The organism is Paenibacillus polymyxa M1 (genome assembly GCF_000237325.1).
Taxonomy (GTDB): Bacteria; Bacillota; Bacilli; order Paenibacillales; family Paenibacillaceae; genus Paenibacillus; species Paenibacillus polymyxa_C.
The window spans coordinates 1,259,770-1,276,215 of the sequence record NC_017542.1; the positions used below are offsets into that span (position 1 = coordinate 1,259,770).

The window sequence follows — 16,446 nt, forward strand, 5'->3', positions numbered from 1 at the left end:
ATTTGTACATCCCTTCTTAAAATGAGATTCAGTAGGAGGTATGTAGGATGAACAAAGATGAAACGGTAACGTTAACTCAACAAATCGAACATGCCAGACAACACTTGCTTGATCTTTACGCAGAGTATGGCTTAGGACATGCTTGTGTACTGGAGCAGTCTATGCTTTTGGATGAACTAATTAATCAGTTCAACCGTATGTTTCAGACCAGGAAGCAGCCTCACCCGGTTTTGGACCAGATCCTTAACAACGACGATGGTATGTTCAGTTTATCCCCCCATTCTTTTTATGCAAAACTGTGACTTCTCCCACGTAATGCTTATAATTATTCTATATAATGACTTATTTTAAAACAAAATACATATCCATGTCATAAAATGTTAATCAGTTACGGACATGATTCAGCATGCTTAGACAACAAAAAAAGCAGAGCTCAATACGTGAGCCCTGCGAAAGTCCTTGAGGGTGTTCGAATCCCCCATATTGAACGCTGAAGCAGAAGATTAGCTAAGCTCCTGTGTGCTTTTGGAAGCACGTTTGGAGGAGAGGAACTGAAAATTAGGCCGCCAGTTCAATCGCTGTCTGCCTTTGGAGCCAACAATCCAGTTGCCGCCAGGCAGATGGGCAAAGAACCAACTGATGCCCAGGGAAACACTTGCCACGACGACAAACGTAATGAGCGTAGCTGTAAAATGATGATCACCCAGTGCAAGCGGACGAGTGTAATAGGATATGAAGGATAGCACGAGTGCATGGGCCAGATATCCTCCGAAGGAGTAGCGTCCAATCCAGTTAAGCATACGGCGAAACGGCTCGGTACGCGGGTCTTTTTGCAAATGAAGCAGCAGTCCGTACAACAAAAGCAACTGCGAGACAATCAGCACGAAGGTGCTTGGCTTTAAATAGGTAGAAATATTGAGATTGATCGTATCGCCAGACTGGATCAGCATCGTGTGACCCATGAGCATGAACAGACCAATAAAAACAAATACATTCCATGGCAACGTCTGCTGGGCCAATCCCCGCCAGGTGTCCGTCATATAGGCGCACACTGCGCCCAGCATAAAATAGAAAAAATACATAACAAAGTTATAAGTGCGGTAATCTAACAAAGTCTGCCCAAAGGACGGCAACCAAGCGCTCCATGCAGACATGTCATAGTAGGACCATTGTAACAGCAACGCATAAGCCGCAGCAGCAATCAGCATCACAGCCAAAACAAGCTGCTTGCGCTTTTTGGTGCTATAACGACGTAGAAACGTTCGAATCTGCTCGGTTGCTTTTGCAAATAAAGGAAACCAAATATAAAACTGAAAGATCATGACCACAAACCATAGATGATATCCGCTGACAGGGATGATCATTTCCTCGAACATACCTTTGTAAAAGGATAAATTTCCCCACTGCGCGGTTGACCAGTTCTGAGTACACACCCAATAGACAACCGTCCAGCAGAGAAAAGGAACATAAATATCTCGAAACCGTCTGCCAATATAACGGGAATAGCCAATCGGTTTGTTACCATTATAAAATAACAGCGTCGCAGACAGGAAAACGAACGTCGGTGTGCCAAAACGTGTCAAATGGTACAGCATCGCGAGCATAACGGAATCCGGCTGTTGGATGTCGCTGCGATAAATATATTCGCCAATGCAATGCTGAAGCACGACAGCGAGGTAGGCAAGACCCCGTAGTTCTGTCCACTCTGCGATACGCGGCTTGCTCATCCATATCACTCCTTTTCCTCAAGATTCGCACATGTTTTTCCTAGCACAATTGTAGGTATTGTACCGTAGGAACATTAGTGCAGGATTAACGCCACCTGAAAGTAAGAAGAGTGAAGTAGTTCCAATTTAATATGATTGCGTTTACAATCTAAGTGAAACCAGAATAAATTAAAGTGAATTTATAACTTAAGGATACGCACAGGAAGAGGAGAGGAAGGATGAAGAAAACGCTGCTGGTGTACATGCTGCTGATTGCAGCCTTTGCTCTCTATGTGTTCAGATATGAACAAACCGGGCGGTTGAATGGAGCTTGGGAGGAAAAAGGGCTACGAGGCAGTATCGGAGAAACGTATATGATGATTACGTTCCAGTCCGGTTTGGAGTATTGGAAAAGCGGGCTCAAGGGCTTCGAGGATGCTGGGGATGCCTTGGGGGTAACGGTGGAGTATCGGGGGGCTACCCGGTATGATGCACAGGAGCAGACGACGGTCATTGAGCAGGCGATTGCCCGTAAACCCGCAGGCATTGCCATATCAGCGATTGATCCCCACTCCCTGATCCCGGTCATTAATAAGGCACTGGATGCCGACATCCCTGTAGTGCTGTTTGACGCCGGAGCGCCGGGGAGCCGGGCATATACTTTTTTGGGCACAGATAATTATAAGGCAGGCGTGACCGCTGCGGAAAAAATGGCAGAGCTGTTGGGACGTGAAGGCCAAGTCGCTGTTCTCACACTGCCCGGGCAGCAAAATCATGAGGAACGCTCGCGCGGCTTTCGCGATACCATTCAGCGGCAGTATCCTGCCATGAAGGTGGTGGAAGTGGTAGATGGTCGTGCTGACGTGATGGTGTCTAGGGATGAATCGCAAAGGCTAATGAAAGCTTATCCGAAACTGGCGGGTATTTTTGTGACCGAAGCCACCGGAGGAACAGGTGTGGGTGAGGCAGCACTGAGCCAAAAAAGCAGTCATCCGCTGAAGATTATTTCTTTTGATACGAATAAAGCGACACTGGATATGATTCGTGATGGGACCATCTCGGCAACGATTGCCCAAGGGACATGGAATATGGGCTATTGGTCACTTCAATATCTGTTCCATCTGCATCATCATTTGACGATTCCTGCACCTTCTTCGTCTGGAGATAACACCCCGCTGCCCGTGCGGGTGGATACTGGGATTTCCGTCGTCACCCGAGCGAATGTAGATGATTATTATGCAAAATAAATATTGGAAGCGCATCCACTTAAGGATGCATCAAATGATGCCGAGGTTACGCTTGCGCAATATGCCTTTACGCTATCAGCTCATGGTGCTGTTCTTGCTGTTTGGCATCGTGCCTTCGCTGGGACTAGGCCTGCTGGTGAATTGGACGGTGGAACGGATTATTGAGCGGCAGGTGGAAAATCATACGATGCAGTTGATTGGCAAGGTGAACGAAGCACTGGATACCAAAATGGAAAATTTGCAGAACATGACGTATCTGGTTGCCTTTAATCCTGATATTGGGGAGTTTTGGAAAGGGCGGACGCTGGCCGATGGCCACGCGGGTCATACAAGTGGTGCAACGCCAGAAAATCAAGGGAAGCAAGCACAGCAGCCTCTCCTTAACCAGGCACCTGGCTCCAAGCAGGCAGTAAGTTCCGTACAGGAGCAGGATACCCTATATGAAATGAAGCAATTTTTGCAGGGCTTTACCACCTTATATCCTGAAATTGCAGGGATTCTGATCGTGAACGAAAAAGGCGATTATATCAGCAATGAAATGTATGCTCGAAGCACGCGTAGCCTAACGGAAGAAGACTGGTACACACAGGCGGCGCAGCATGCAGGTATATTCACGGTGCTGGGACAGCCAAGTCACCGTAATGTGACCACTCATGTCCGGTATAAGGACAGTGAAATTGTCTCTGTCGTTCGCTCGGTCACGGACCCAGAGACAGGACATGTACTGGGTGTGATTATGATCGATCTCAAGCTGCGGGCTGTGTCGCAAGCCGCCAGAGATGTAACCTTGGGCAAAAGCGGGTATGTCATGGTGACAGATGCCAAGGGACGCAGTGTATATATGCCAGATATGCCTTTGATTGAGCGCATTCCGCCGCAATGGTTCGGGACAGAGGATAGCGGAATGTTTACCCGTGAAGCCGGAGGTAGGGAATTGCTCTTCATGTTCCAGGCTTCCGAGTTCACGGGCTGGAGAACAGTGGGAGTATTCCCGGCACGCGAATCTACACTGGAAGTGCGGCAAATTCAGTTCTACGTCGTCTGTTTTGTTTTCATTGTATGTCTGTTTGGTTTAACGGCATCCTTGCGATTGTCCAGTTCCATCGCGCAGCCGATTTTCCGGCTTATGTCTTATATGCGTAAGGCAGAGACAGGGGATCTTACGGTTCGCCAGTGGAGTGAGCGCGGGGATGAAATCGGAATGCTGGGCCGTAGCTTTAACCGGATGCTGGAGCAGATCCGCCGTCTCATGTTGCTTAGTGAACTAAGGGAACGGCAAAAACGGGATGCCGAACTGCGCAGTCTCCAAGAGCATATTAAGCCGCATTTTCTATACAATACGCTAGATACAATTCATTGGATGGCTCGGAAAAATGGAGCAGACGACGTATCCGACATGGTGGGGGCGTTATCGAAATTGTTCCGCCTTGGACTGAGCAAAGGGGATGACTTTATTTCGCTGCGCTCTGAGGTTGAGCATATCACGAGCTATATGCAAATCCAGCAAACCCGTTATCGTGATCGACTTCGCTGGGAATTGAATGTTCCCGACGAGCTGAAGGATCTGTTTGTATTGAAGCTGATGCTTCAGCCTGTAGTGGAAAATGCGATTTACCATGGTATTAAGGCCAGACGCGGTCCAGGCACAATTTGCGTAGAAGCTAAAGCCGAGGACGGCAAGCTGCTGCTGACGGTACGTGACGACGGTGCAGGGATGACGGCGGAGCGTCTGTGTGAGCTGCGTGAATGGCTGGAAAGACCGCTGGAGGCGATGGAAGGAAGACGGAAACAAAAGGAAGTTCGTACAAATGGCAGAAGTTACGGCATGCTGAATGTACAAGCACGTATCCGATTGTCTTTTGGCGAGGAATATGGAATTACATTGGACAGTAAAGAAGGGACAGGTACCTGCGTTACAATCACTCATCCGTTGCTGCTGGATATGGCGCAACTGAAGAAGCCTTATGACAAAGGAGAGGGTCAGGATGACGAAATCCAAGGGAACAGACAACGCGACAACGGCGAGTCTGATTGACCAAGCCATACCAGAAGTAAGCATAGCCACGGCTAAACGTTATCAAGTATTGATCGCAGATGATGAGCCGATCATTCGTGAGGGGATTCGGGACTGCCTGGACTGGACGGCTTTGGGCATGGAGGTTGTAGCAGAGGCCGAGGACGGTGAAGAAGCGCTGAAGCTGGTTGGTCAGCTTAGCATCGACATTGTGCTGGTCGATATGAATATGCCGTTCATGGATGGGATTGAACTGATTCGGCAGCTGAGGGAAGGACGCTCGGAGTGCCGTTGCCTGATCATTTCCGGGCATGATGAATTTGCTTATGCACAGGAAGCTGTCCGGCTTGGCGTAGAAGATTATATTCTGAAGCCGGTAAATGCGGATCAGCTTCACGCTGCATTGTCACGGCTTCGTCAGCGACTGGACGAGGAGCACAAACGCGCCGCCTATGTAGAACAAGCTGCCGGGCAGATTGAACGGAATATTCCGCTGCTGCGTCAGCGATTTTGTCTGGAATGGCTGGAAGGACAGCACACGGGAAAAGACGTCATGGAGCAGTTGGCGTTTTTACGTCTTCCATCCCGGCCACCTGTTCAGATCGGTGTCGTACGGTGGCCTGCGGCAGAGGCCCGGCAGACGATTATGCGCGAGAATGACCGCCAGTTGTTTCTTTTTGCCGCTGAAAATATTATTGGCGAACTGCTGGAGGACCGACCGCATGTGTTGTTCCGCGATGCGAACGGACTGATCGGCATATGCCTGTGGCAGGAGGCACCCGAGACGATCGGCGCTTCCATGGAGCAGGCGATTGGACGTTACCTGAATATAGCGGTTCATACGCATGTGGAGTCCAACGAGGGTGGGCTGGAAGGCGCAATCAATGCGTACCGGGTGAGCCGGGATCGGGTGTACGGTGAAGCGCAGCTATCTCCCATCGTACGCCGGGCACGGCAGCTTATTCAGGAAGGTTATGCCGATCGCGAGCTGACGCTGGAAGCTCTTGCCTCGCGGCTACAGGTATCGGCTGTATATCTCAGCCGTGTGCTCAAAAAGGAGCTCAACGACAGTTTCGTGACCCTCGTCACGCGTGCCCGTATCCGCAAAGCAGTGCAGCTACTGGACTCTACGACATTGTCTGTGCTTGATATAGCAGAACGTACGGGATACGATAGTCAGCACTATTTTAGCACTGCTTTTAAAAAAGCCATGGGCGTGTCTCCTGTGCAGTACCGTAAGGGCGGGGGAATTCAGGAAAATTCGTCGGAATAGGAATGTTGGATTGCGGAATTGCCTTGCGCCCTCTCATGATAATCTGTGCTAAAAAGTGTGTGTGTAATCACACCCGCACGTTCAGGGGTTTGTTACGCTGTAGATAACGAACAAATATCTATCAATATTTGGAGGAAAACGATATGTTTTGTTATCAGTGTGAACAGACGCCGAGCGGCGGGTGTAAAGTCATCGGAGTATGTGGGAAAAATGAGACGGTAGCAAGCTTGCAAGATACAATGATTTTTGCATTAAAAGGGATTGCTGCCTATGCGACACATGCTCGTCAGTTGGGATATACCGATCCTGAGGTGGATCGGATCACGCATGAAGCGTTATATATGACCTTAACCAATTCTAACTTTAATGTACAAGAGCATTTGGAGATGGCGATGAAGGTCGGAAATGCTGCTGTACGGATCATGGATGTGCTGGATCGTGCGCATACGGATCGTTTTGGCATTCCACAGCCGATTACCGTCAGCCAAAATAAAATCGAAGGCCAATGCATCGTCGTGACCGGACATAATTTGTACGCGCTGGAAGAATTACTGCGTCAGACCGAAGGAAAGGGCATCAATATCTACACTCACTCGGAGATGCTGCCTGCCCACGGTTATCCGGCGTTGAAAAAATATGCACATCTCAAGGGCAATATCGGCAAGGCCTGGTACGATCAACGCAGATTGTTTGAGGAATTCCCAGGGGCGATTCTTGCTACGACGAACTGTGTTATGCCGATTAAAGGCACCTATGCAAACCGCTTCTTCTCGTATGAAGTAGCAGGGCTGGAGGGTGTTGCCAAAATTGTGAACGACGATTTCTCTCCACTGATTGAACGCGCGTTGGCTCTGCCAGCCGCAGATGTAGACTCTGAACAGGTGCTTACGACAGGATACCATCATGAGACAGTCATTGGGCTGGCACCTGAGATCATTCAGGCAGTCAAAGATGGACATATCCGCCGTTTCTTCGTCATCGCAGGCTGCGACGCACCAGGCAAAGGCGGTAACTATTACCGCGAGCTGGCTACATCCTTGCCGAACGACACGGTCATTTTGACCACGTCTTGTGGTAAGTTCCGCTTTAATGATGTGGACTACGGCACCGTTGGAGATACTGGCATTCCGCGTTATATTGATTTGGGACAATGCAATAATTCCGGTTCTACTGTGAAAATCGCTCTGGCATTAGCCGATGCTTTCGGATGCACAGTGAATGAGCTGCCTGTCAGCATTGTGCTGTCCTGGTTTGAGCAAAAAGCGGTTGCCATCCTGCTAGGCTTGTTCAGTCTTGGTATCCAGGATATTCGCATCGGACCGAAACCGCCTGAGTTTATTTCTTCTGGTGTATTGGATGTGTTGGTGGAGATGTTTGGCTTGAAGCTAATTACGACCGCAGAGGAAGATATGAAAGCGATGCTGGCGTTGTCGTAAGAGGTAGGTAGGGAACTGCAGAGTGCAGTTCCTTTTTTTTGTTTCATCGTTCATCCATTCTCATAAATATATCCGTAAGAATCTTTAAGGCCAGCTCAGTATCTTTGGATTCACGAGTTCTTAGGAGAGACAAAATGGCTTTTATACTCGAATCTTCTTCGGTAAGCTCATCATTTTCCTTCACATATGTAAGCAATTGATAGACGCCCACGTTCAATGCTTTCGCTATTTTCTCCAGATTTTTCAAAGATATATTTCTCTCCGCACGCTCGATGAAACCAATATAACTCGAATTGAATCCTGCTTGTTCGGCTAAAGCTTCTTGCGAAAGCCCTTTGGACTTTCGAATATCTCGGATACGTGTACCGACTAATTCTAAAAGTTCTGACATGAATACACCTCTCTATAGTTAGAAGTGTAGAGAAAGAGTTACATCTAATTAATATGCGTTAGTAAGTAAATTGAATTAAAAACTACTATATAGTAATATTCATTATGAAGCTTGTCCGATAGCTAGAAAATTATACATTTTAGTGGTCCATTCATATGCTACGTTGCTCACACTGTTTATGAAATTCTAATTCAGGAGTTGATTCCCCCCATGAAACATTACTCCTTAAGCAACCAACTACATAGTGAAGCTGATTTTAAATTGCCTAAGTATAGTGACACCCACATATTGAATTGCATGCTGGATTTTCAAAACCTTGCCCAACACCAAATACAGCTTGCCCAGATGATGCGCGACCATAATCAATGGCTAAACTGCCTCATTCTTTGCGATCGCGCCATGTTTTCAATGGCGAAGGCCATATATGTACATCGAAATCAAATCATACCTTTATCCATCAGCCTATCCATGAACGATCTGCTCAGGCTAATTCGCTCGGATGCGGAGCCGTGTTTAGATATGGTGCTGTTTATGGGTACCGTGCATTATTTGGTTTCTGGAGAGGATGAAGCATCCGAGGAGACGATGAAACAGGAGGAAGTAGACCTGTTGCTTTATAAAACAGACTCTATTCTAGAGCGTCTATCACGGCGGATTGTAGCTAATCCATCGAAGCGCTATCCGTCTATTTTTAAAGAAACCTCGTTACATTAAATTGTTGAATTTTTTAAACTTCATATCAGAAAGGGTGTTATTTGATATGCCTACATACAACAAGCTGGTGCGGGACCGGATCCCGCATATCATTATGTCTCAGGGTAAGGAAAGTCGGACACGCATTTTAGACACAGAGGAATATAAGCAGGAACTGCGAACGAAGCTTCGTGAAGAGACTGAGGAATATTTTGCAGCGGACAAAGATCAGGATGCGCTGGAAGAACTGGCGGACATGCTGGAAGTCATCCGAGCGCTGGCGGAAGTACATGGAGCGAATGTAACCGAGCTGGACAAGCTGCTGGCGGCCAAAACCGAGGCACGAGGCGGATTCCAGGAGCGGGTGTTCTTAATTGATGTCGATGAAGTTTAACGTCAAGCTCATTCGGATAACTTAGCGGATGAGCTTATAGCTGGAATACAACATGCCTCCGGGGTAAAGCTGTTGGCTCCGCATCTAAAATAGCTTTTCAATCAATTGCAACTACCCTCCATTGCCCCTCATTGTTTTTTATTAAAGTAATACCTTCCCCCACACAAAGGTTAAAATTTTATAAAAAAAGTTCAAAACCTGCAAAGACCTTCCCCAGCCTGGAATGATACCATGTGTTTGCACATAAAAAAAGGAGAGGTACTCATTGCCTCACTTATGTAAGCGCTATCTAACTTCTAGTCTAATTAGCACTGACCTGAGGATTTTACAAAATCCTTACCTTCAAATGACCTGCATCACATGAGGAAAGGGGAACTTCATATGAAAAAAGGAGCTGTTGTTGTTTGGCTTCTGGTTTTGGCCCTGATGCTTTCGGCCTGCAATCTGGCGGAGAGTGGAACGGGCAGCAAGGAAAAAGGCTATGTGGGTATTTCCATGCCGACCAAATCGTCCGAGCGTTGGGTAGGGGACGGGGAGAATATGGTTCGGTTGTTTCAGGAGCAAGGCTATAAAACGGATTTACAGTATGCCGAGGATGTGGTGGAAAATCAAATTTCCCAAATCGAAAATATGATCACCAAGGGCGTCAATGTAATGGTCATCGCTTCGGTCGATGGGAACACGCTGACGGATGTAATTCAGAAGGCACACGACCAAGGGATTCAAGTCATTTCTTACGACCGTCTGATTCGCAACACACCGTATCTGACGTATTATGCGACTTTTGATAACTTCAAGGTGGGCGTGTTACAGGCGGCATATATTGAGAAGAAGCTGGGCCTCAAAGAAGGCAAGGGCCCTTTCAATATCGAGCTGTTCGGCGGATCACCGGATGATAATAACGCATACTTCTTCTTTAATGGTGCGATGTCCGTACTTAAACCATACATTGATTCCGGCAAGCTGGTTGTGCGCAGCAAGCAGATGACGATGGCACAGATCGCTACGCTGCGATGGGACGGAGCTTTAGCACAGTCGCGGATGGATAATCTGCTGAGTGCCTACTATTCAGGGGCCAATCTGGACGCGGTGCTCTCCCCGTATGACGGCATTAGTATCGGTATCATTTCATCCCTCAAAGGGGTCGGATATGGATCTGCGAATAAGCCACTGCCGATCATCACGGGACAGGATGCAGAACTGGCTTCAATTAAATCTATTGTGGCTGGTGAGCAGACCCAAACCATATTTAAGGACACCCGCAAGCTGGCTGAGCAAACGGTCGTGATGGCCAACAGCATTTTACAGGGCAAGCAAGCGAAAGTGAATGACGTTAAATCCTATAACAACGGTAAAAAGGTAATTCCTGCGTACTTGCTTGATCCGATCTCGGTGGATCGGACGAATGTGGAGAAGGATATTGTCGGCAGTCACTATTACACCAAAGAGCAAATTGGTCTCAAATAAGAGTAAGAATCCAACCGAAAGGAGCGTATCCCATGACTGGAATCATTTTGGAAATGAAGGGAATTACCAAAACCTTTCCTGGCGTAAAGGCATTGGAAAATGTAAATCTCAAGGTCAAGGAAGGCGAGATTCACTCGCTGTGCGGCGAGAACGGTGCGGGCAAGTCGACGCTAATGAAGGTACTGAGCGGTGTATATTCGCATGGAACCTACGAAGGGGATATTATTTTCCAAGGCAAAACGTGTGAGTTCAAGGATATCAAGCAGAGTGAGGAATTGGGCATCGTCATTATCCATCAGGAGCTGGCATTGATCCCGTATCTCTCGATTGCGGAAAATATATATCTGGGCAACGAGCGCGCTAGCGGCGGTGTGATTGATTGGAAAGAGACTTTTGTGGGGACACGCGATCTGCTGTCTAAGGTCGGTTTGAGTGAAAATCCCAATACATTGGTTACGAACATCGGGGTCGGCAAGCAACAGCTGGTCGAAATTGCGAAAGCGCTCTCTAAAAAGGTAAAGCTGCTTATTCTGGATGAACCGACAGCGGCATTGAATGAGGATGATAGTGAAAATCTGCTTAATTTGATGCTGGAGTTTAAAAAACAGGGCATTTCCTGCATTCTCATCTCCCACAAGCTGAATGAGGTCGCAAAGGTGTCGGATTCGATTACGATTTTGCGAGATGGGAAGACGATTGAGACGCTGGATATGAAAAAGGATGAGGTCACAGAGGATCGGATCATTAGCGGGATGGTTGGACGCGATTTGACCAGCCGTTATCCAGAGCGTCATGCCAAGATTGGCAAAGTTGTGTTGGAAGTGAAGGACTGGACGGTGTATCACGAGCATCATGCAGACCGCAAGGTGCTGGATCAGGTGAATCTGAATATTCGCAGCGGTGAAATTGTCGGTATTGCCGGGCTGATGGGAGCAGGACGGACCGAGCTGGCGATGAGTATCTTTGGCAAGTCATACGGACGCAATATCTCGGGTCAACTGATTAAGGACGGTAAGCCGATCCAGAACAACACGGTTACGGACGCGATTAACAACGGTTTTGCCTATGTGACGGAGGATCGCAAGGAGTATGGCCTCATTTTAATGGATGATATCAAGCGCAATATTTCGTTGACCGGTCTGAGCAAGCTGACGAAAGGCGCTGTGGTCAATGAGCAGGAGGAAGTCGTCGTTGCAGAGGAAATGAAAAAAAGCATGAACATCAAAGCGCCGAGCATTTTACAGAAAACCGGTAATCTGAGTGGCGGTAATCAGCAGAAGGTAGTACTGAGCAAATGGATTTTTGCCGGACCGGATATTCTGATTCTAGATGAACCGACGCGCGGCATAGATGTGGGTGCTAAATATGAAATCTACACGATCATTCATCGACTTGCCGCTGAGGGTAAGGGTGTGCTGGTCATTTCGTCTGAGCTGCCAGAGGTACTAGGCTTGTGTGACCGGATTTATGTCATGAATGCCGGGCGGATCACCGGAGAGGTTAGCCGTGAGGACGCATCGCAGGAAACGTTGATGAGATATATGACCAAGTCAGGAGGCGTGAAGCATGGAAACCATAACTAAACTATTTAAAAATAACATCCGCCAATATGGAATGATGATTGCGCTGGTCGTCATTATGATCTTGTTCGAGGTGCTGACAGGCGGCTTGCTGTTGAAGCCGATTAATATTACCAATCTGATTTTGCAAAACAGCTACATTCTCGTGCTGGCCATCGGGATGGTGCTGGTTATCATCACTGGGCATATTGACTTGTCCGTCGGCTCCATAGCCGCTTTTGTCGGTGCGGTTGCCGCCATTATGATGGTCGATTGGCAGCTTCCAGCGTGGATCGCTGTGATTGCAGCTTTGCTGGTCGGAGCGTTAATTGGGGCATGGCAAGGGTTCTGGGTCGCTTATGTACGGATTCCGGCATTTATCGTGACCTTGGCGGGGATGCTGCTCTTCCGCGGATTAACAATGATCGTGTTGGAAGGCCAGTCGATCTCTCCTTTCCCGGGAGGATTTCAGAAAATCAGTTCAGGTTTCCTGCCGGATTTTTCAGCTACCGGTTATAACCTAGTATCCATCATTGTCGGCATTGCTCTTACGGTATGGTTTATTGTGAATGAACTTCGTGAACGCCGTTCTCAGCTTAAATATGGATTTGAGGTTCCACCACAGGCGTTATTTGTACTCAAATTGATCGTAGTGGCTGCTGTGATTAATCTGTTCACCTTCATGCTCGCGAGCTATGCGGGGATACCGAACATTCTTGTCCTGCTGTTCATCCTGATCGTGGTATACTCCTTTGTCATGAACCGTACGATTATGGGTCGTCATGTGTATGCATTGGGTGGAAATGAAAAGGCAGCGGGCCTGTCCGGTGTTAAAACGAAAAAAGTAACATTCTGGGTATTTGTCAACATGGGCGTATTGGCTGCCATTTCCGGTCTCATCTTTGCTGCACGTCTGAACGCGGCTACGCCGAGAGCGGGTACGAACTTTGAACTGGATGCCATCGCAGCTTGCTTTATTGGTGGAGCTTCGGCGTCAGGCGGGATCGGCACGGTTTTTGGAGCCATTATCGGTGGTTTGGTTATGGGCGTACTGAATAACGGTATGTCTCTGATCGGCCTCGGTATTGACTGGCAGCAAGGCATCAAGGGCTTGGTACTGCTGCTGGCGGTTGCCTTCGATATTTACAACAAAAACAAAAGATCAGTTTAAGCTTATATTCAATATTGTAAAATAAGCAAACCTCCAGTCCCACTTGAAATTGTGGCTGCTGGAGGTTTTTGCTTTGTTAGGTTTATGGCTATCAGCTAACCCAACTAAGTCGTCACCATTTGTCCGCCGTTCACATGCAGCGTCTGGCCGGTAATGTAGGAGCCATCATCCGAAGCCAGCAGGACATAGGCAGGAGCCAATTCATAAGGCTGCCCGGCCCGCTTCATCGGCGTATTGCTGCCAAAGGTACGAATGACTTCAGGCGACTGTGTGGCCGGATTCAGCGGAGTCCAGATCGGACCGGGAGCAATGGCATTCACGCGAATACCTTGATCGACCAGATTATTAGCCAAAGCACGCGTGAAGCTGACAATGGCTCCTTTGGTAGCTGAATAGTCAATCAGATTCTTTTGCCCAACATAGGCTGTAACCGATGCCGTATTGACGATGCTGGCCCCAGCCCGCATATACGGCAAGGCTTCTGTAGTCATATGGAAGAACGAAATAATATTCGTGTCAAACGTGTCACGAAGCTGCTGTTCACTGATATCCAGATACGATTCGCGCACAAACTGAACACCCATATTATTAATGAGGATATCAATACGACCGAAGGTTTCCATCGTTTTTTGAACAACCAGACAGCAGTTGCTTCTTAGCCTTAGATCACCCGGAATTAACAAACAACGTCGGCCAAGCCTGTGAATGACATCACGGGTTTCCATAGCATCTCGATGCTCATCGAGATAGGCAATGACCACATCGGCTCCTTCCTTGGCAAAAGCCACTGCAACCGCGCGACCAATGCCGCTGTCCCCGCCGCTAATAATAGCCACCCGATCCTGAAGCTTTCCCGTGCCGATATACTTTGGATTATCAAATATAGGGCGTGGAACCACCAGGTATTCCAACCCCGGCTGTCTATATTGATGCTGGGGAGGAAAAGCAATCGGAACTTCTTTACATTGGGTTTCTTTACCATAATAAGGATATTGATATTGGCAATTCATTTAATAATCCCTTCTTTTAGGCGTTTTGAAATCCAATATATTCGAAATAGGCGCAAACGGTGAATCGGGAGTTATCACCTTATGCCGAAATCGTTGCTCCATCTGCCGGAATATGGACACGCTTCTCCAGACCTTCACGATTGATATGTTCCGTAAGCTCGGAGCGAGTCAGTACACAATGGTTGATTGCTTCCATATGGACAGCAACGACTTGTGTGTAAGGGGCATGCTGTGCAACAGCCGTTACATCTTGGGCAGTCATAATAATGGGATCACCCACCGTAAACCGCGCTCCTCCAGCGTTCACGATCGTCCAGTCAGGGCGGAATTTATCCAGTGCTTCCGCGACTTCACTGCACCAAATGGTATCCCCGGCCACATAGACGACAGGCTCACCTGGAGCCTGAAATACAAAGCCAGATACGGCTCCCATCTGTTCCCCGATTTCTCCGGTACCGTGATGCCCGGTTGTACGGGTAATCTCGATTTTCCCGACTGAGCCAGCCACCGAAATCGGAGTAACCTGTGTAAAACCGTCAGCCATGATTTGTTCTTCATTTCCGGGCTGGCAGAAGACAGGAATTTGTTTGTCCAGCCAGCGTACTGCCGCCGGGTCCCAATGGTCTGGATGCAAATGCGTGACGATGACCACGTCAGGCTGTCCAAGCGTCTGCCATTGTGGTGGCAAGGGAACCAGCGGATTGCGGAAAGTGTTTTCCGTATTGGGAACTGGTGGATTTAGGCCAGCATCACTCAGCATCGGATCAATCAGAAATTTTACTCCAGCGTATTCGATCCATAAGGTTGCGTTGCGGATTAGTGTGATTTTCATATATAGAAGCTCCTTTAATCGTAAATGTTTTTTGACCGAGTGTATTTTCGGCCGTTCTTTGTTTCTGCTACAATCATATCTGACGCAAGAAGATGCAGGCTACGGCCTGCTGAAAGGAAAACCAGCATTCTCGTTTCATCATGAAAGGAAAAATAACTATGGAACTATTCGTACCTGATGACACCGACCTGCGCATTCTTCATCATTTAATTGAAGACAGCTCTTTAACGCACAAGGAGATTGGTCAGCTTGTTCATTTGACAGGCCAAGCAGTAGGGACACGTGTTCGAAAAATGCAGGATGCAGGTATTATTGAAGGCTATACACTGCGCTGGAACCCGGAGAAAATTGGGCAGACGATTCATGCCTTTATTACGGTATTTTTAAATTCAGGAACGACTCACAGTGCTTTTCAGACTTTTGCACGGGAGCATCCCTCTATTGTCGAAATCCATCGGGTAAGTGGGGAAGGCTGTTATTGGATGCGGGTGCGCATGTCATCACAGTCAGAGTTAAATACCATGCTGGATGAACTTACGAAGTTTGGTAACTACAAATTGAGCTTTTCCATTGGTGAAATTTAATAGTAAAAGCTTTCGGCATTTGTGCCGAAAGCTTTTGTTTACGAGGGCAATTGAAGTCAGCGTTATAGGCTCATTTTAAAAATATGCTGTAAGCCGTGTTGTCCCATTTTAGTGTTACCTTCATTGATAAAGCCGCATTTGAGATACAGATTTTGGGCAGCTTGATTACGGGCATTGACGCCCAGTACAATCTCGCGAATATGTGGAAAGTGTCTAGAGATGAACTGTGGTAGCAGAAGCAGCCCTTGTTTAGCGAACCCTTGTCCCTGATCTGCATAATGAATAGAAAACGCACGTAGCAACAGTGCCTCAGAAGTATTCGTATAGTCTGCTAATTCATCTCCATCGTATAAAATGAAAAATCCAACCGGCCTTCCAGTAGCCGTAATGACGACGGGATGGCGGTGTGGGTCTTCCTTGGCTAGTGCCAGCATTTCAGCTGGCATTCCAGTAAATTGCTTCTGCACCTCAGGCAAATAAAAGGTATGTAAAATAGCATCATGCTCACAATGGTAAGGGACAAGCTCTACATTATTCATCATTACACTCCGATCTGTACAAATTTCAACTTACTATACATCTCGTTGCTAAAAAAAGAAACCTGAACTCGCCTTACTTACGTATTATCCATACATAAACTAGCATAGTCAAAAGGAGACGTCTACGCTT

The 16,446-nt window shown here is 47.6% G+C and carries 16 protein-coding genes; 11 read left to right on the forward strand and 5 right to left on the reverse strand.

All coding sequences use genetic code 11. From position 1 onward, the window contains the following. Positions 1 to 47: 47 nt before the first annotated feature. Positions 48 to 302 (forward strand): aspartyl-phosphate phosphatase Spo0E family protein, encoded by a 255-nt coding sequence (locus PPM_RS05420; RefSeq protein WP_013369731.1) that lies wholly within the window; start codon positions 48 to 50, stop codon positions 300 to 302. A gap of 201 nt (positions 303 to 503) precedes the next feature. On the opposite strand, the gene PPM_RS05425 is transcribed toward PPM_RS05420, so the two are convergent. Next, on the reverse strand, positions 504 to 1,727 hold the full coding sequence (locus PPM_RS05425; RefSeq protein ID WP_013369732.1) for an acyltransferase: 1,224 nt from the start codon (positions 1,725 to 1,727) through the stop codon (positions 504 to 506). A 218-nt stretch (positions 1,728 to 1,945) separates the two neighbouring features. Here PPM_RS05425 and PPM_RS05430 point away from each other — a divergent pair, with 218 nt between their 5' ends. From PPM_RS05430 to hcp, 4 genes are all read left to right on the forward strand, one after another. Then, entirely contained in the window at positions 1,946 to 2,953 is a 1,008-nt protein-coding gene (locus PPM_RS05430) for a substrate-binding domain-containing protein (RefSeq protein WP_013369733.1), read from the forward strand. Between the two features lie 34 nt (positions 2,954 to 2,987). Further along, a complete protein-coding gene (locus PPM_RS05435; protein WP_013369734.1) occupies positions 2,988 to 4,988 on the forward strand; it encodes a cache domain-containing sensor histidine kinase in 2,001 nt (666 codons plus the stop codon). Beyond that, complete coding sequence (locus PPM_RS05440) at positions 4,939 to 6,240, forward strand: response regulator (protein ID WP_013369735.1); 1,302 nt, start codon at positions 4,939 to 4,941, stop codon at positions 6,238 to 6,240. Before PPM_RS05435 ends, PPM_RS05440 begins: the two co-directional genes overlap by 50 nt. Before the next feature lie 143 nt (positions 6,241 to 6,383). Beyond that, on the forward strand, positions 6,384 to 7,676 hold the full coding sequence (gene hcp / locus PPM_RS05445) for a hydroxylamine reductase (RefSeq protein ID WP_013369736.1): 1,293 nt from the start codon (positions 6,384 to 6,386) through the stop codon (positions 7,674 to 7,676). A 43-nt stretch (positions 7,677 to 7,719) separates the two neighbouring features. Here the strand turns inward: hcp and PPM_RS05450 are convergent, their stop codons facing one another. Continuing rightward, on the reverse strand, positions 7,720 to 8,067 hold the full coding sequence (locus PPM_RS05450; RefSeq protein ID WP_013369737.1) for a helix-turn-helix domain-containing protein: 348 nt from the start codon (positions 8,065 to 8,067) through the stop codon (positions 7,720 to 7,722). A 210-nt stretch (positions 8,068 to 8,277) separates the two neighbouring features. On the opposite strand from PPM_RS05450, the gene PPM_RS05455 reads away from it, so the two are divergent. The 5 genes from PPM_RS05455 to mmsB all read left to right on the forward strand — a co-directional run bounded on the left by PPM_RS05455 (position 8,278) and on the right by mmsB (position 13,351). Next, the gene (locus PPM_RS05455; RefSeq protein WP_014599524.1) at positions 8,278 to 8,781 is read left to right on the forward strand and encodes a hypothetical protein; all 504 of its coding nucleotides are present in this window, start codon (positions 8,278 to 8,280) and stop codon (positions 8,779 to 8,781) included. 46 nt (positions 8,782 to 8,827) lie between these two features. Next, on the forward strand, positions 8,828 to 9,154 hold the full coding sequence (locus PPM_RS05460) for a nucleoside triphosphate pyrophosphohydrolase (protein WP_013369740.1): 327 nt from the start codon (positions 8,828 to 8,830) through the stop codon (positions 9,152 to 9,154). 381 nt (positions 9,155 to 9,535) lie between these two features. After that, complete coding sequence (gene chvE, locus PPM_RS05465) at positions 9,536 to 10,621, forward strand: multiple monosaccharide ABC transporter substrate-binding protein (RefSeq protein ID WP_013369741.1); 1,086 nt, start codon at positions 9,536 to 9,538, stop codon at positions 10,619 to 10,621. A gap of 32 nt (positions 10,622 to 10,653) precedes the next feature. Further along, positions 10,654 to 12,204 (forward strand): multiple monosaccharide ABC transporter ATP-binding protein, encoded by a 1,551-nt coding sequence (gene mmsA / locus PPM_RS05470; protein ID WP_013369742.1) that lies wholly within the window; start codon positions 10,654 to 10,656, stop codon positions 12,202 to 12,204. Then, positions 12,188 to 13,351, forward strand: coding sequence for a multiple monosaccharide ABC transporter permease (gene mmsB, locus PPM_RS05475; RefSeq protein WP_013369743.1), 1,164 nt, complete (start codon positions 12,188 to 12,190; stop codon positions 13,349 to 13,351). The genes mmsA and mmsB overlap by 17 nt, the downstream gene beginning before the upstream one ends. Positions 13,352 to 13,455: 104 nt before the next feature. On the opposite strand, the gene PPM_RS05480 is transcribed toward mmsB, so the two are convergent. Together PPM_RS05480 and PPM_RS05485 are read right to left on the reverse strand one after the other, a co-directional pair. Then, the gene (locus PPM_RS05480; RefSeq protein ID WP_013369744.1) at positions 13,456 to 14,361 is read right to left on the reverse strand and encodes a glucose 1-dehydrogenase; all 906 of its coding nucleotides are present in this window, start codon (positions 14,359 to 14,361) and stop codon (positions 13,456 to 13,458) included. 79 nt (positions 14,362 to 14,440) lie between these two features. Continuing rightward, the gene (locus PPM_RS05485) at positions 14,441 to 15,193 is read right to left on the reverse strand and encodes an MBL fold metallo-hydrolase (RefSeq protein WP_013369745.1); all 753 of its coding nucleotides are present in this window, start codon (positions 15,191 to 15,193) and stop codon (positions 14,441 to 14,443) included. 158 nt (positions 15,194 to 15,351) lie between these two features. On the opposite strand from PPM_RS05485, the gene PPM_RS05490 reads away from it, so the two are divergent. Next, entirely contained in the window at positions 15,352 to 15,777 is a 426-nt protein-coding gene (locus tag PPM_RS05490; protein ID WP_013369747.1) for an Lrp/AsnC family transcriptional regulator, read from the forward strand. Between the two features lie 62 nt (positions 15,778 to 15,839). Here the strand turns inward: PPM_RS05490 and PPM_RS05495 are convergent, their stop codons facing one another. Further along, positions 15,840 to 16,316 (reverse strand): GNAT family N-acetyltransferase, encoded by a 477-nt coding sequence (locus PPM_RS05495; RefSeq protein WP_013369748.1) that lies wholly within the window; start codon positions 16,314 to 16,316, stop codon positions 15,840 to 15,842. Positions 16,317 to 16,446 lie beyond the last annotated feature (130 nt).